9 protein-coding genes and 2 pseudogenes are annotated in these 15731 nt (G+C 62.4%); 7 read left to right on the top strand and 4 right to left on the bottom strand.

All coding sequences use genetic code 11. The features are described 5' to 3' along the window. Positions 1 to 20: 20 nt before the first annotated feature. Both NKL04_RS12260 and NKL04_RS12255 read left to right on the top strand, forming a co-directional pair. Complete coding sequence (locus NKL04_RS12260; protein ID WP_031202992.1) at positions 21 to 1691, top strand: ABC transporter permease; 1671 nt, start codon at positions 21 to 23, stop codon at positions 1689 to 1691. Then, a complete protein-coding gene (locus NKL04_RS12255; protein WP_023682861.1) occupies positions 1684 to 2778 on the top strand; it encodes an ABC transporter ATP-binding protein in 1095 nt (364 codons plus the stop codon). Before NKL04_RS12260 ends, NKL04_RS12255 begins: the two co-directional genes overlap by 8 nt. Here the strand turns inward: NKL04_RS12255 and NKL04_RS12250 are convergent. Further along, on the bottom strand, positions 2700 to 3062 hold the full coding sequence (locus NKL04_RS12250) for a glycosyl hydrolase 108 family protein (protein WP_245262007.1): 363 nt from the start codon (positions 3060 to 3062) through the stop codon (positions 2700 to 2702). The two genes, NKL04_RS12255 and NKL04_RS12250, sit on opposite strands and share 79 nt — an antisense overlap. Before the next feature lie 82 nt (positions 3063 to 3144). On the opposite strand from NKL04_RS12250, the gene NKL04_RS12245 reads away from it, so the two are divergent. After that, positions 3145 to 3738, top strand: a complete 594-nt coding sequence (locus tag NKL04_RS12245) for a CatB-related O-acetyltransferase (RefSeq protein ID WP_023682860.1) — start codon at positions 3145 to 3147, stop codon at positions 3736 to 3738. 79 nt (positions 3739 to 3817) lie between these two features. Continuing rightward, entirely contained in the window at positions 3818 to 4039 is a 222-nt protein-coding gene (locus tag NKL04_RS12240) for a hypothetical protein (protein WP_023673607.1), read from the top strand. Positions 4040 to 4219: 180 nt separating this feature from the next. Here the strand turns inward: NKL04_RS12240 and NKL04_RS12235 are convergent, their stop codons facing one another. Then, positions 4220 to 4372 (bottom strand): twin-arginine translocase TatA/TatE family subunit, encoded by a 153-nt coding sequence (locus tag NKL04_RS12235; RefSeq protein ID WP_023673608.1) that lies wholly within the window; start codon positions 4370 to 4372, stop codon positions 4220 to 4222. 178 nt (positions 4373 to 4550) lie between these two features. Here NKL04_RS12235 and NKL04_RS12230 point away from each other — a divergent pair. The 3 genes and pseudogenes from NKL04_RS12230 to NKL04_RS32090 form a co-directional block, all read left to right on the top strand. Further along, positions 4551 to 4765 (top strand): annotated as a pseudogene (locus NKL04_RS12230) (ParB N-terminal domain-containing protein); the annotation flags it as partial. 246 nt (positions 4766 to 5011) lie between these two features. Continuing rightward, complete coding sequence (locus NKL04_RS12225) at positions 5012 to 5443, top strand: L,D-transpeptidase (protein WP_023682859.1); 432 nt, start codon at positions 5012 to 5014, stop codon at positions 5441 to 5443. A gap of 30 nt (positions 5444 to 5473) precedes the next feature. Beyond that, positions 5474 to 5618, top strand: a pseudogene (locus NKL04_RS32090) (chromate transporter); the annotation flags it as partial. A 335-nt stretch (positions 5619 to 5953) separates the two neighbouring features. Here NKL04_RS32090 and NKL04_RS12220 read toward each other — a convergent pair. Both NKL04_RS12220 and NKL04_RS12215 read right to left on the bottom strand, forming a co-directional pair. Next, positions 5954 to 6322, bottom strand: a complete 369-nt coding sequence (locus NKL04_RS12220) for a hypothetical protein (protein ID WP_023673611.1) — start codon at positions 6320 to 6322, stop codon at positions 5954 to 5956. A 26-nt stretch (positions 6323 to 6348) separates the two neighbouring features. Further along, a complete protein-coding gene (locus tag NKL04_RS12215) occupies positions 6349 to 15465 on the bottom strand; it encodes a beta strand repeat-containing protein (protein ID WP_352723747.1) in 9117 nt (3038 codons plus the stop codon). Between the last annotated feature and the right edge of the window lie 266 nt (positions 15466 to 15731).

Genomic DNA, 15731 nt, shown 5'->3' with positions numbered 1-15731 from the left:
CGGCTTTGTTCGAGGCGATCATGCCCTTCCGCGTCTTTCGTGTCAGCACCAATCTCCTCGCCATCCTGGTGGTGTTGGCGCCGGTAACGCTGATCATCTACCAGAGTTTTCTGTCCGGCCCGTTCTTCCAGAAGACCGCGCATCTGTCGCTGAAGGCTTATAGCTTCATCCTTGCAGATGCGGATTTCTGGCTGGCGCTGACGACTTCGCTCAAGCTCGCGGTGGGGATGACATTGATCGCCGTTCCGGTGGGAATCCTGCTGGCGTTCATCATCGTGCGTACCGACGTGCCGGGCAAGCGCTGGCTGGAGCCGATCATCCTCATCCCGGTGTTCATGTCGGCGGTAGTGCTGGCCTTCGGCTATGTGATGACGTTGGGACCAGTCGGCTTCGTCTCGCTGGCGGTCAAGTCGGTGATTGGCTACGTGCCTTGGAATGTCTATTCGGTGACATCGATCGCGATTATCGCCGGGCTCACCCATGTCCCGCATGTCTATCTCTATGCGTCGGCGGCGCTGCGCAATGTCGGCGCCGACCTGGAAGAGGCGGCACGCATCGTCGGCGCCGGCCCCTGGCGCGTCGCCGCCAGCGTGTCGCTGCCCATGGTGATGCCGGTGGTGCTTTATGCGGCGGTTCTAGTGTTCTTCCTTGGTTTCGAACTTTTCGGCCTGCCACTGGTGCTTGGCGATCCGGAAGGGGTGTTAGTTCTCGCCACCTATCTCTACAAGCTCACCAACAAGCTCGGGGTTCCTTCCTACCAGTTGATGGCCGTAGTGGTGGTGGCGATCATCATGATCGCGCTTCCGCTGGTGGTGCTGCAGCGCTACATGCTGCGCAATGCCAGCCGCTATGTGTCTGTCAAGGGCAAGGGCAGCCGGCACAACCCCATTCGGCTGGGCGCGCTTCGCTGGCCGGCCTTCGCGCTCGTAGTGGCATGGTTCGCGGCCACGGTGATCATACCGGTGGGCGGCGTCGCAATTCGCTCGCTGGTGACAAGCTGGGGCGTCGGGGTGAACATCTTCGAGGTGCTGACGTTAGATCACTATCGCGATCTCGCTGACTATCCGAATGTCGTCAGCGCCATTGTCAACACGGTCGGTGTTGCGGTCATCGGCGGTGCGGCTTCGATCGCGGCCTATACCGCCGTGGCACTCGCCGGTCACCGCTCGAACGCACCCCTGACCAAAGTCGTCGACTACGTGGCCATGATACCGCGGGCGATGCCGGGTATTGTGGCTGGCCTCGCCATGCTGTGGATCTTTCTGTTCTTCAAGCCGATCGCGCCCCTGCGTGCCACGATGATCTCGGTGTGGCTTGCCTATACCATTGTCTGGTTCGCCTATGGCATGCGACTGATTTCCGGAACGCTCCTGCAGATCGGCAAGGAACTCGAGGAAGCCGGCCGGTCAGTTGGCGCCAGCGAAGGCCGGGTCGCCAGGGACATCACGCTGCCGCTCATCCGTGGCGGGATGTTCTCGGCCTGGCTGCTGATCTTCCTGATCTTCGCGCGTGAATATTCGACCGGCGTTTATCTGCTCGGGCCGGGAACCGAAGTGATCGGCTCGCTCATGGTTTCCCTGTGGGGCACCGGCGCGATCGATCTGGTCTCCGCTCTCGCCGTCATCAACACCGTCATCATCGTGACCGGTCTCGCCGTAGCGATGCGCTTTGGAGTCCGCCTCAATGACTGACATCATCATAGACGGCCTGCGCCTCAGTTACGGCACCCTCGAGATCCTGAAAGGTGTGTCCTTCTCGGTCGAACCAGGCCAGATTGTCGCCTTGCTCGGCGCCTCCGGGTCCGGCAAGACGACGCTCTTGCGAGCGGTCGCTGGTCTGGAAACACCCAACCGCGGCAAGATACTGCTCGGTGACAGGCCGCTTTTCGACGCGGAGCAGAACATCAATCTGGCGCCGGAAACGCGCGGTCTCGGGCTGGTATTCCAGTCCTATGCGCTGTGGCCGCACCGGACGGTGTCGGAGAATGTGGGTTATCCGCTGAAGCTGCGCAAAGTGTCTCGGGCGGATCTTGCCAGCCGCGTCCAGAAGGCTTTGGACAGCATAGGCCTCGGCAAACTAGGTGAGCGCTATCCGCACCAGCTCTCCGGCGGGCAGCAACAGCGCGTCGCGTTGGCCCGCGCGCTGGTCTACGAGCCGAACGTGATCCTGCTCGACGAGCCGCTGTCCAATCTGGACGCCAAGCTGCGCGAGGAAGCGCGGATCTGGTTGCGTCGCCTCATCACCAATCTCGGCCTATCGGCACTGTGCGTCACCCATGACCAGGTCGAAGCGATGGCGCTCGCCGACCGCATCCTGCTGCTCAATGGCGGCCAGATCGAACAGGACGGAACGCCCAAACAAATCTACAACAGGCCGAAGAGTCTGTTTGCAGCAGAGTTTATGGGCGCCAGCAATCGCCTTGACGGCGTGGTCGCCGCCATCAAGCGCAACCGTGCGGAAATTGTCGCGAACGGCATCCATCTCGTGGGCAATGCTCAGGAGGAGCTGACCGTCGGCACCAAAGTCACCGCACTCGTCCGGCTTGAGCGGGTGACGTGGTCCGGGAAGGACGGTCCGGGGCGTATTGCCATGACCTGCGTCGAGAGCCTTTTCCTCGGCGACCGGCACGAGGTGATTTTCGAAGGCAATGACCTGACGGTCCGGACTTATTCCCGCGATGCCCTTCCGTCCGGCCAGTACTACGTTGAATTCCCCGTCGAGGACCTGATGGTTTTCGCGGCGGAACGCGGGAGCCGAACGCTGGGCACGACCAAGTAATTTGATGCCGGCATTGAAGTTCGACCACCCGCTACCGCGAACGGCGACCACAAAAATTCCGCCGGGAAGAAGAAGCCGTTCGCGGCAACGAGCCGGTCGTAAATCTCGTTCAGCTCGTCGGTCGTGACGCTTTTGACCGAGCGCTTTGTCTGGCCCTTGCCGACCCAGCAAGCGTCATAGACGCGCTGGGTGACGCCCTTCAATGTTGGGCCACCAAGATCATTCTTATTGTTTTGAATAGTCGCCTTCGTGCGCGAGCACCTTGGCAAGCGATTCCTTCTCACGGGAAACTGCCATTACAATTCCTCTTGGGTTGTGTTGATGCGTGTTTTCCGGCTATGCCATTCGGCAGAGGCGGATCGAAGAATGTCGGCTATTTCGAAGTGGATTCGGGACGCACGTGCGAAATTGCCCGAGCATGTTTCTGTCGGCCGCCACACCTATGGCGTCACTTGGCGGAAGGTGCTTTTCCCAACTGGTGAATCTCCCCTAGACGTGGGGAGCTTCTGCTCAGTTGCTGGCCAAGTCCTCTTCATGTGTACTGGTCAACACCAGACAAAGAGTGCCACTTCATTCCCGATTTATAGCCGCCTCCTGAAGCAGCCTGAGCCGATACCCAACGCCGGAAAGCCTGGAGGCATTACGATTGGCAACGATGTTTGGATTGGCCACGGCGCCATCATATTGCCAGGCGTGACCGTTGGCGATGGCGCCGTTGTGGGTGCCGGCTCCGTGGTCACCAAGTCTGTCGAGCCGTATTCAATAGTCGCCGGCAATCGTGCACGAGTCATCCGCAGTCGGTTCCCTACTGATGTCATTGCACAGTTGCTGGAAATAAAGTGGTGGCTATGGGAAGAAGATAAGATCAAGAGCGAGGCAGCTATTCTCACCGGTCCGATCGAGACTTTCATTGCTAAGCACGCGACCAGAACCAAGTCGGTGTCGAGCCGGAAGGTCTAGCGATCTGGGCCATCGGCGCGATGCGATGTCGTCACGCCTGAACCTTCCTGGGAACAAGGGATTGGTGTAGAAACGATCGATGAGAAATTTTACGCTGAAATTGCTCTACCAGTATGATGCCTATTTCGCGGGGCTGGCTGCAGCGGCGACCGGCCTATCTGCCTACAGATTGGGTGCCGGATACTGGCTCTCAGGCATTGCCGCGCTGGCTATTTTCCTGTTCGTCGCCATAGCGGTTGACCAATATTTTCTCTGGTCATTCGATAATTACCGCGACCGGCAAAACAGCAGGACCAGATAATCATCAGGCCCAAGCCCCTACAACAAATGGGTTGTGGAGCAAAATTAGGTATTGCTGGGCGGCCGAAAGGACTTGGTCGGGTACATCGCCTACGGCGACAAGGAATTATACCACCGCGGCGTAGGCGCGAAGATGATTGCAGGATGGAGCGCTCGGACCAGGCTGAGGGCATCCGCATCGTCACTGTAAACTTCCGAAATCACCAGCGATCCGATTGAATGTCTTCATCATCGCCCCTGGCGATCGCATGACTTTTGGAAGCTCCTCTGGCCCGAAAACAACCAGCGCCACCACAAAGATGACCACCAGGTGGGTGATGCCAAATCCGAACATCGGTTCGGACTCTCGCGCACATCGCCGGTAGCGACAATCTCTCCGCGGTTTTGCGACCGATCCGGTTGAACGCCTCGATCGACACCGCCAAGCCCGGTCATCAAACCGCTCGCATGGGCCATTCCACCATGAGGCCGCGCGATTGCCGTTCATATTTCGGGCCATGTGGACCGCCCGTCAACCCCTGCAAAACCTTGTGGTGAAGCCGGAGCTTGACGGCGAAAGTGCGGAAACCGGCTTCCATTTAGTCAGCATCTGGCGAAGGCCGCAGGGTCGAGCAGTTGCTTCGCGTAAAAACGCAAGCAGATCAAGATGACCGAACCGATCCGCTGTGTCATCGACACCGTGAACGATCCGCACGAAATCAGCCTCGATGAGAATATCACGCGCGAGGTAACCAGCTTCAGGTGTTGTTCGTTCATCCGACGATTTGAGCAGTGGACGGGGTGGTTGTGCAAGCCTGCCGCCTATATCGATTGTGCGTGTCGTCGCGGCAGCTATGACGGGAAATCGTTCAAATCCGCTGCTTTAGATTGGCGATTTCGTCAAAGACTGTGTGTTACGCCACTCACCTGCCGCTAAAGATGAAGAAACCGCGCGATGGCAGTCAGGCAAAGGGCATAAAAGGGGCTTTATCTCATGAACAGAGTTGTTCTCATGGCGGTAGCACTTGCTGCGATGCTGTTCGGCACGTCTGTCGAAGGCAACGCCGCGGGCCTGGTCGCCACCATTGATGTATCTTCGCAGACCATGACTGTCAGCCGCTATGGTCAAGTGCTTTACCGATGGAGCGTATCCACCGCCCGCAAGGGTTACATCACCCCGCGCGGCGCCTATCGGCCGCAACGGACAGCGCGGATGTGGTATTCGCGCAAATACGACATGTCGCCTATGCCTTATTCGGTATTCTTCCGTGGCGGCTATGCCATTCATGGCACCGGCGCGGTGAGATACCTTGGACGCCCGGCGTCGCATGGCTGTGTCCGCTTGCACACCGCCAATGCCGCGACCTTCTATTCAATGGTGCGGGAAGTTGGCTTCGGCAACACGCGGATCGTCGTCACCGACTGAGGCTCGGCGCCGACGAAAAGACACCCACGGCAAGCGGCCGTGCCCGCCTTTGGCTGGCTCTCGCCCGGCGAGATGGTCAACGACTTCACGGAGATCACGCCGGGGCCGTTGATGATGCGTGCTGCAGTTCGTCGGCCATATTGCGGCTTTCCGCGCACCAGGCGCGCTCAATCCGCACGACGGCTTACCCGCAGTCGGGGCACGAATGGGTTGGGTCAGGCGTCCGGACTAAGCCGACGGCGTTGGAATCCACCGGTTGTGGTGGGCCAAGATCAGCTAGTAGTCATCCGTTTTCGAACAATTGCCCGTGCGAAAAGTTCCCGAACTGCATGACAGCGAACCGGCCGCGTTGACCCGGATAAAGCGTGTGGCTCAAGGGCAGGTCGTTCCAGCCAATTGACACGGGCTTCAGGGGCAGAAATGGCCAGTACGATCGCTCCAGCAATCGCTCTCGACAATCTCCCGTGGGCTGTCATCGTCAGCCTGTCGGCGCGACTTGATCCCTTCCGGTCAGTTCATGTACTCGACCATGCGGTCGTGGAAGCACTCGCACTTGTTGAGGGTGTCTTCGTCCTTGTAGTTCGTCTTGAGATAACCATAGGCCATGCCGCAGGCGACCTTGGCTTCCGACGCCCAGATGAAGGCGGGGCGGGACGAATTGATCCATTCCGAGCTGTTGGCGACGGCCACCGACTCGTCCATGAGCTTCACCACCTCGGTCTTGAGATCGACGATGTTGTCGTTCAACACCAAATTCGACGTGCCGACGGTCCGGCAATAGTCGGCCACCGGCCCTTCGATAATGTCGGCGGCCTGAAGTCCTGTCGCGCATATCGACAGCAGCCCGGCTCCGAAAGCCACTCGCAAAACTCTGTTCATGCTCCTCACCCCGTCCCTTTCGCCCCTTAGACCACGTCCGTCTTGGTGCCGTGGCTGTCATCGTAGAGTATTTTGACCGCATCGGCGGCGCTGTGGAATGTGTAGTTCTCCAGCACGGCGACCGTATGATAGTTGTCGCCGCCGCCGTCGGTGTCGACCTTGACCTCGGCATTGGCCGAGGACTGCGCGATCTCCACGAAGCCGCCGCCTACGAGATCGGTGACGCCAGCCAAGCCTTTGAGCAACGAGGAAAGATCAAGCTGGTCGCCATCGTGGAAGTCTGCGATCAGGTCGGCTACCTCGAGCGAGCCGATGGTGAAGGTCCTTGTGCCATCGGAGGCAACGGACGTTTCCACGGGCGCAACAAGTGAGGTGTTGAGTTCGACCTCGATATAGTTGCCGGTCGTGCCGTCGGCCATCTGGAAGGTGCCGTTGCTTGCCACGGCCTGCCCATCGATTTCGCCGACAGCGGAGGTCGTTGTCGTGCTGATCGAAATAATACCGTTATCAGCAAGGTGTGACAATTCCCCAGAGTCACTGATGCCGTTGGCGTTGGCGTCCTTCCAGATCAGCAGGCTGCTGAAGGCATCGTCGTATTGATCGATGACGCCGTCATGATTGCTGTCGAGCGATGCAAGTGCCGCCGCGCCGCTGGCGAAATGGCCGCCGCCGAAACTCGGCGTAAACAGCTCGGTGCCATCATCGATCTTGCCGTTATGGTTGAGGTCGATCGCCAGCATGCCGTCGTTCGAGGTGTTCCAGGCAATTTGGTCTTTGGTTCCGTCACCATTGATGTCAAACTGGACGCCATGGCTGACGTCGGAGAAGGCGAAGCCATCATGGTTCAGATCCAGGATAATCGGATCGACCGATCCGCCGATCAGGGTGTTCAGGTTCGCTACCGTGACGTTCTGGAGATCGACCAGTGCTCCTACGCCGGCATTGGTGGTTGTCTGGGTATAGACGAACGTATGATTTACGCCCGAGATGGTTGCCGTGAATGCGAGCGTCGCCCCGGCGTTTCCGATGTCTGTGCCCATGAGATATTGGACAGCCGCCGCGAGAGCTGCGGTTGAGGTGATAGCCAACGGCGAGCCGCCGGCATCTGTTCCGAAGAAACTGGCGATGCCGTTGGTGACCGAATGAGATTCCACTGTATCTCCGCCGATCGTCAATACGGAGTCTCCTGCTCCGTCGACAAGGCCGGCGGTGGCGGCCACCAGAGTCCCTGGCAGGGCCAACTTGTCGGTCCCGGCGACGAAGTCAGTGATGATGTCATAGCCGGTGATCGTCCCGGCATTGCCGGTTCCGCCTATAACGGGTGTCGAATCCCCAGTCCCGATCAGGAAGGTGTCGGCGCCGGCGCCGCCCGTCAGGAAATCGTTGCCGCCCCGTCCGATAATGATGTCGTTTCCACCGCCACCGGACAGATGATCGACACCGGACGTACCATAGATCTGGTCGGCCAATGTGGCGTCGCCATTCACCGTGATGCCGGGATCGCCCGGATCATGCGAGAAGAAGGAGAAGCTGACCGAGCGCGCCTGGTAATTGCCACCACTATTGTCGAAGTAAGACAGCGTCCATGAGTCGCCGGCTGTAGGTGGGTGTGCGATCAAATAGCTGGCAAGCGTCGTGGAGGTGGCGTTGCCGCTGCCGTCCAGAAGGAAGATATGGTCGTAGTCGACAGTTGCCTTCATCAGGCCGGTGGCCGGATCGTAGAACCAGCTCTGTTCGAATGTTCCGGCGGTCAGATCGTCTTCGACAACTGCGAAATGGTTGGTGCCTATGACTATCTCGACCTGGACTTCCTGTTCGCGATGCGATCCCGCACTGCTGTCTCCGAACACGCCGGGATTTCGCTCCGCTACAGGTATCGGCGTTACGAAGGGCGACTCTTGAAAGTCGGTATAGACTACTAGAGTCGCGCTATGAGGATCGGCGATTATAGCATTTACCGTGGCTTGTGACAGGGCCAGGGTCGTGACCTGATCATTTCCCGAGGTAAGAGGGCTGCTGCCATTGCCCACCTGAGCAGTGTCGCTGGGCAGACTGGTCGGGGGCACTTCGTGGATGCCGACAGTCTGGACAGTCGTGGCGGTGCCATCGAAGACATTCAGCGTAAGGTTGGTGTTGACAGTATCGGTTACCGTGGCGGTTGGTGTGTAGACCAGGTTACCCAGCAGGTTGATGCCACCGGACGGATTGTAGAGCACGGTGCCGGTTGTCAGGGCGACATAGGTCACGCCGTTGTAGTAGAACACCCCAGTCGGGATCGTCCCTGTTGCGGTGACGATCAGGTTGTCGCCATCCGCATCCGTCGGGATCGAGACCAGCAGCGGATATCCATTGGGATAAGTCGGCGTGCCAAGGGTCTGCTGCCCCGGGTCGCTCGACATCCAGTTCTGGGTGCTGGCAACAACCGGTGCATCGTTGATGTCCGTCAGGTTGATGGTCAATGTCGTCGTCGAGAAGTCGCCGTCGCCGTCCTTGATTGTGTAGACGAACACGTCCGTGGTGTTCGCGTTAATGCTGTGAGCCGTCGACTGGTAGGTGTAGGAGCCGTCGAGGTTGAGGTGAAGCGTGCCGTGCAGGCCCACAATGTCGGTGTTGACGCCACCCGATACTGCTGTCGTGGTGTTGCCGCCCGCCGCCCGTACGCCATCGATCGTGGCCCCGTCGGCGCCGGCGACGTCATTGACGAGCACGCCTGCCGCCGCCAATACGGTGAGCAAAGCGCCCTCGTTGACATTGCCGGTATCGGCATGCGCCGTCGGCACGTCGTCGATGATGTTGATGACCAGGTTGCCGGCCGGTGCGCTGTCGCCGTCAGTGTCGGTGACGACGACTGCGAAGCTGGCGGTGGTGTTGTCGCCGGTGGTGTTGTCGACGAGCGTGTAGGAATAGCTGATCGTGCCGGCGCCGGTGGCCGGATTGTAGACATAGCTTGCCGTCAGCGAGCCGGTGGCGTCGGTGAAGGTCTGCGCGGCGCCGGTCAGCACATGGCCGCCGAGCGAGACTACCGACACGCCGTCCGGCGAAGTGAAGCCGATGGTGCCCGAGGTGGTCTCCGAGTTGGCGGCAGCGTTCGAGCCCGCGGACTCGCCGCCGCGTGCCGGAAGGCCGGCCTCATAGACGGTGGTCGAGGCAAGGCCCGGCGCCGGAATGCTGTCGGTCGGCGTCGAGTCGCCGATCGAGATGGTCAGCGTGGTGTGCGAGGTGTCGCCGTCGCCATCCTTGATGGTGTAGGTGAAGACGTCGTCGTGGCCGCCCTGCGAGCCGGCATCGCGTACATAGGAGTAGGAGCCGTCGGCGTTAAGCGTCAGCTTGCCGTAGGTGCCCTGGATCTGCACGCCGAGCGAGCCGGTGAAGTCGGCATTGGTGTCGCCGGCCTGGACGCCAACCACCGCTGCGCCGTCTGCACCCAGGACATCGATGCCGGTCACCGGCGAGGTGGTGCCCACCGCCGTCAGCACGTTGCCGGCCTCGGCCGTGAACTGGTTGGAGGCTACACTGTCGGTATCGGCATGCGCCGTCGGCACGTCGTCGATGATGTTGATGACCAGGTTGCCGGCCGGTGCGCTGTCGCCGTCAGTGTCGGTGACGACGACTGCGAAGCTGGCGGTGGTGTTGTCGCCGGTGGTGTTGTCGACGAGCGTGTAGGAATAGCTGATCGTGCCGGCGCCGGTGGCCGGATTGTAGACATAGCTTGCCGTCAGCGAGCCGGTGGCGTCGGTGAAGGTCTGCGCGGCGCCGGTCAGCACATGGCCGCCGAGCGAGACTACCGACACGCCGTCCGGCGAAGTGAAGCCGATGGTGCCCGAGGTGGTCTCCGAGTTGGCGGCAGCGTTCGAGCCCGCGGACTCGCCGCCGCGTGCCGGAAGGCCGGCCTCATAGACGGTGGTCGAGGCAAGGCCCGGCGCCGGAATGCTGTCGGTCGGCGTCGAGTCGCCGATCGAGATGGTCAGCGTGGTGTGCGAGGTGTCGCCGTCGCCATCCTTGATGGTGTAGGTGAAGACGTCGTCGTGGCCGCCCTGCGAGCCGGCATCGCGTACATAGGAGTAGGAGCCGTCGGCGTTAAGCGTCAGCTTGCCGTAGGTGCCCTGGATCTGCACGCCGAGCGAGCCGGTGAAGTCGGCATTGGTGTCGCCGGCCTGGACGCCAACCACCGCTGCGCCGTCTGCACCCAGGACATCGATGCCGGTCACCGGCGAGGTGGTGCCCACCGCCGTCAGCACGTTGCCGGCCTCGGCCGTGAACTGGTTGGAGGCTACACTGTCGGTATCGGCATGCGCCGTCGGCACGTCGTCGATGATGTTGATGACCAGGTTGCCGGCCGGTGCGCTGTCGCCGTCAGTGTCGGTGACGACGACTGCGAAGCTGGCGGTGGTGTTGTCGCCGGTGGTGTTGTCGACGAGCGTGTAGGAATAGCTGATCGTGCCGGCGCCGGTGGCCGGATTGTAGACATAGCTTGCCGTCAGCGAGCCGGTGGCGTCGGTGAAGGTCTGCGCGGCGCCGGTCAGCACATGGCCGCCGAGCGAGACTACCGACACGCCGTCCGGCGAAGTGAAGCCGATGGTGCCCGAGGTGGTCTCCGAGTTGGCGGCAGCGTTCGAGCCCGCGGACTCGCCGCCGCGTGCCGGAAGGCCGGCCTCATAGACGGTGGTCGAGGCAAGGCCCGGCGCCGGAATGCTGTCGGTCGGCGTCGAGTCGCCGATCGAGATGGTCAGCGTGGTGTGCGAGGTGTCGCCGTCGCCATCCTTGATGGTGTAGGTGAAGACGTCGTCGTGGCCGCCCTGCGAGCCGGCATCGCGTACATAGGAGTAGGAGCCGTCGGCGTTAAGCGTCAGCTTGCCGTAGGTGCCCTGGATCTGCACGCCGAGCGAGCCGGTGAAGTCGGCATTGGTGTCGCCGGCCTGGACGCCAACCACCGCTGCGCCGTCTGCACCCAGGACATCGATGCCGGTCACCGGCGAGGTGGTGCCCACCGCCGTCAGCACGTTGCCGGCCTCGGCCGTGAACTGGTTGGAGGCTACACTGTCGGTATCGGCATGCGCCGTCGGCACGTCGTCGATGATGTTGATGACCAGGTTGCCGGCCGGTGCGCTGTCGCCGTCAGTGTCGGTGACGACGACTGCGAAGCTGGCGGTGGTGTTGTCGCCGGTGGTGTTGTCGACGAGCGTGTAGGAATAGCTGATCGTGCCGGCGCCGGTGGCCGGATTGTAGACATAGCTTGCCGTCAGCGAGCCGGTGGCGTCGGTGAAGGTCTGCGCGGCGCCGGTCAGCACATGGCCGCCGAGCGAGACTACCGACACGCCGTCCGGCGAAGTGAAGCCGATGGTGCCCGAGGTGGTCTCCGAGTTGGCGGCAGCGTTCGAGCCCGCGGACTCGCCGCCGCGTGCCGGAAGGCCGGCCTCATAGACGGTGGTCGAGGCAAGGCCCGGCGCCGGAATGCTGTCGGTCGGCGTCGAGTCGCCGATCGAGATGATCAGCGTGGTGTGCGAGGTGTCGCCGTCGCCATCCTTGATGGTGTAGGTGAAGACGTCGTCGTGGCCGCCCTGCGAGCCGGCATCGCGTACATAGGAGTAGGAGCCGTCGGCGTTAAGCGTCAGCTTGCCGTAGGTGCCCTGGATCTGCACGCCGAGCGAGCCGGTGAAGTCGGCATTGGTGTCGCCGGCCTGGACGCCAACCACCGCTGCGCCGTCTGCACCCAGGACATCGATGCCGGTCACCGGCGAGGTGGTGCCCACCGCCGTCAGCACGTTGCCGGCCTCGGCCGTGAACTGGTTGGAGGCTACACTGTCGGTATCGGCATGCGCCGTCGGCACGTCGTCGATGATGTTGATGACCAGGTTGCCGGCCGGTGCGCTGTCGCCGTCAGTGTCGGTGACGACGACTGCGAAGCTGGCGGTGGTGTTGTCGCCGGTGGTGTTGTCGACGAGCGTGTAGGAATAGCTGATCGTGCCGGCGCCGGTGGCCGGATTGTAGACATAGCTTGCCGTCAGCGAGCCGGTGGCGTCGGTGAAGGTCTGCGCGGCGCCGGTCAGCACATGGCCGCCGAGCGAGACTACCGACACGCCGTCCGGCGAAGTGAAGCCGATGGTGCCCGAGGTGGTCTCCGAGTTGGCGGCAGCGTTCGAGCCCGCGGACTCGCCGCCGCGTGCCGGAAGGCCGGCCTCATAGACGGTGGTCGAGGCAAGGCCCGGCGCCGGAATGCTGTCGGTCGGCGTCGAGTCGCCGATCGAGATGGTCAGCGTGGTGTGCGAGGTGTCGCCGTCGCCATCCTTGATGGTGTAGGTGAAGACGTCGTCGTGGCCGCCCTGCGAGCCGGCATCGCGTACATAGGAGTAGGAGCCGTCGGCGTTAAGCGTCAGCTTGCCGTAGGTGCCCTGGATCTGCACGCCGAGCGAGCCGGTGAAGTCGGCATTGGTGTCGCCGGCCTGGACGCCAACCACCGCTGCGCCGTCTGCACCCAGGACATCGATGCCGGTCACCGGCGAGGTGGTGCCCACCGCCGTCAGCACGTTGCCGGCCTCGGCCGTGAACTGGTTGGAGGCTACACTGTCGGTATCGGCATGCGCCGTCGGCACGTCGTCGATGATGTTGATGACCAGGTTGCCGGCCGGTGCGCTGTCGCCGTCAGTGTCGGTGACGACGACTGCGAAGCTGGCGGTGGTGTTGTCGCCGGTGGTGTTGTCGACGAGCGTGTAGGAATAGCTGATCGTGCCGGCGCCGGTGGCCGGATTGTAGACATAGCTTGCCGTCAGCGAGCCGGTGGCGTCGGTGAAGGTCTGCGCGGCGCCGGTCAGCACATGGCCGCCGAGCGAGACTACCGACACGCCGTCCGGCGAAGTGAAGCCGATGGTGCCCGAGGTGGTCTCCGAGTTGGCGGCAGCGTTCGAGCCCGCGGACTCGCCGCCGCGTGCCGGAAGGCCGGCCTCATAGACGGTGGTCGAGGCAAGGCCCGGCGCCGGAATGCTGTCGGTCGGCGTCGAGTCGCCGATCGAGATGGTCAGCGTGGTGTGCGAGGTGTCGCCGTCGCCATCCTTGATGGTGTAGGTGAAGACGTCGTCGTGGCCGCCCTGCGAGCCGGCATCGCGTACATAGGAGTAGGAGCCGTCGGCGTTAAGCGTCAGCTTGCCGTAGGTGCCCTGGATCTGCACGCCGAGCGAGCCGGTGAAGTCGGCATTGGTGTCGCCGGCCTGGACGCCAACCACCGCTGCGCCGTCTGCACCCAGGACATCGATGCCGGTCACCGGCGAGGTGGTGCCCACCGCCGTCAGCACGTTGCCGGCCTCGGCCGTGAACTGGTTGGAGGCTACACTGTCGGTATCGGCATGCGCCGTCGGCACGTCGTCGATGATGTTGATGACCAGGTTGCCGGCCGGTGCGCTGTCGCCGTCAGTGTCGGTGACGACGACTGCGAAGCTGGCGGTGGTGTTGTCGCCGGTGGTGTTGTCGACGAGCGTGTAGGAATAGCTGATCGTGCCGGCGCCGGTGGCCGGATTGTAGACATAGCTTGCCGTCAGCGAGCCGGTGGCGTCGGTGAAGGTCTGCGCGGCGCCGGTCAGCACATGGCCGCCGAGCGAGACTACCGACACGCCGTCCGGCGAAGTGAAGCCGATGGTGCCCGAGGTGGTCTCCGAGTTGGCGGCAGCGTTCGAGCCCGCGGACTCGCCGCCGCGTGCCGGAAGGCCGGCCTCATAGACGGTGGTCGAGGCAAGGCCCGGCGCCGGAATGCTGTCGGTCGGCGTCGAGTCGCCGATCGAGATGGTCAGCGTGGTGTGCGAGGTGTCGCCGTCGCCATCCTTGATGGTGTAGGTGAAGACGTCGTCGTGGCCGCCCTGCGAGCCGGCATCGCGTACATAGGAGTAGGAGCCGTCGGCGTTAAGCGTCAGCTTGCCGTAGGTGCCCTGGATCTGCACGCCGAGCGAGCCGGTGAAGTCGGCATTGGTGTCGCCGGCCTGGACGCCAACCACCGCTGCGCCGTCTGCACCCAGGACATCGATGCCGGTCACCGGCGAGGTGGTGCCCACCGCCGTCAGCACGTTGCCGGCCTCGGCCGTGAACTGGTTGGAGGCTACACTGTCGGTATCGGCATGCGCCGTCGGCACGTCGTCGATGATGTTGATGACCAGGTTGCCGGCCGGTGCGCTGTCGCCGTCAGTGTCGGTGACGACGACTGCGAAGCTGGCGGTGGTGTTGTCGCCGGTGGTGTTGTCGACGAGCGTGTAGGAATAGCTGATCGTGCCGGCGCCGGTGGCCGGATTGTAGACATAGCTTGCCGTCAGCGAGCCGGTGGCGTCGGTGAAGGTCTGCGCGGCGCCGGTCAGCACATGGCCGCCGAGCGAGACTACCGACACGCCGTCCGGCGAAGTGAAGCCGATGGTGCCCGAGGTGGTCTCCGAGTTGGCGGCAGCGTTCGAGCCCGCGGACTCGCCGCCGCGTGCCGGAAGGCCGGCCTCATAGACGGTGGTCTCTCCTATGAGCCCAATCGATGGCGTGGAGTCCTTTCCCAAGACGCCGATGGTCAACTCGCGTGGCTCCAACTGCCCAAACTGCAGGTCCGTCGGGGGGAGCAAGGCCGAAAGGTCGAATCCGTCACCGATACCGCCTGGGGGAACCGTAAAGTCCCCACCAGCACTGCCCGGGGCACCTCCCGGACCAGCCGACATGGAACCGTCGGCGCCGAAGGCGACATCGACGTGGCTTGCTTCAAGGGCGGCCAGCAAGGCAACGCGCGGCACCTCGACGTCGCCGATGATGAAGGTCGGCACGTTCAGGGCGCCATCCTTGATCGCGATCACCGAGCCGTCGGCCTGTTCGAGCAAAAGGTTGTGGCCGTCGACCTTGATGTTGTCGATGGAAACGCTGGACGGAAGCCTGACCATGTTGCTAGCGTCGGCCACATATTCATGGGGCGCCGCCGCTGCGTTCGCCGCCGCGGGAGCCGCCGGTTGAACGGGCGCGCCGCTTCCGACGTCGACCGGCACCGGTTCGGAGGCTGGCGGCGCGGGCGGCTGCGTCGAAGTTGCTTGCGCAACCTGGATCTCTACCGGCGTTGCCTGGCTGCTGTGTTCATTCGGCCCGGAATGCTCGTCGGCCAAACCCGAAAAACTGTCCAAATCGATATTGGTGGTCATTGCTGAAATCCCTCCGGCATTTCCCGGCAAGAGACAGGCACCTCCAAAGAATTGCAACCACTTGTAAGGCTGATTGATATAATCAGGTATGACGCTGCAGTTGAATGTTTAGGCTTAGTTAACTTCCGAGATATACTATGTTATGCGCGACCTGCCGTGAACGGGCGGTCGTGTCCCATCAGGTGGTGTAGCTCGGCAGTAGCGAAGCCGCTCACGAGCGCGCCGTTAGTAGCGCTGTAGCGAGCGAGCGGCGTGTGGGTGGTCAT

The sequence above is a fragment of the Mesorhizobium sp. C264A genome (assembly GCF_040324515.1).
Taxonomy (GTDB): Bacteria; Pseudomonadota; Alphaproteobacteria; order Rhizobiales; family Rhizobiaceae; genus Mesorhizobium.
This window is presented reverse-complemented; position numbering and strand designations above follow the sequence as displayed.

What these genes read in the sequence shown, in the direction of transcription:
- NKL04_RS12245 (WP_023682860.1), top strand. Translation starts at nt 3,145, where the DNA reads ATGTCGGCTATTTCGAAGTGGATTCGGGACGCACGTGCGAAATTGCCC.
- NKL04_RS12220 (WP_023673611.1), bottom strand. Translation starts at nt 6,322, where the DNA reads ATGAACAGAGTTTTGCGAGTGGCTTTCGGAGCCGGGCTGCTGTCGATA.
- NKL04_RS12235 (WP_023673608.1), bottom strand. Translation starts at nt 4,372, where the DNA reads ATGTTCGGATTTGGCATCACCCACCTGGTGGTCATCTTTGTGGTGGCG.
- NKL04_RS12260 (WP_031202992.1), top strand. Translation starts at nt 21, where the DNA reads ATGCCCTTCCGCGTCTTTCGTGTCAGCACCAATCTCCTCGCCATCCTG.
- NKL04_RS12240 (WP_023673607.1), top strand. Translation starts at nt 3,818, where the DNA reads ATGAGAAATTTTACGCTGAAATTGCTCTACCAGTATGATGCCTATTTC.
- NKL04_RS12255 (WP_023682861.1), top strand. Translation starts at nt 1,684, where the DNA reads ATGACTGACATCATCATAGACGGCCTGCGCCTCAGTTACGGCACCCTC.
- NKL04_RS12215 (WP_352723747.1), bottom strand. Translation starts at nt 15,465, where the DNA reads ATGACCACCAATATCGATTTGGACAGTTTTTCGGGTTTGGCCGACGAG.
- NKL04_RS12225 (WP_023682859.1), top strand. Translation starts at nt 5,012, where the DNA reads ATGAACAGAGTTGTTCTCATGGCGGTAGCACTTGCTGCGATGCTGTTC.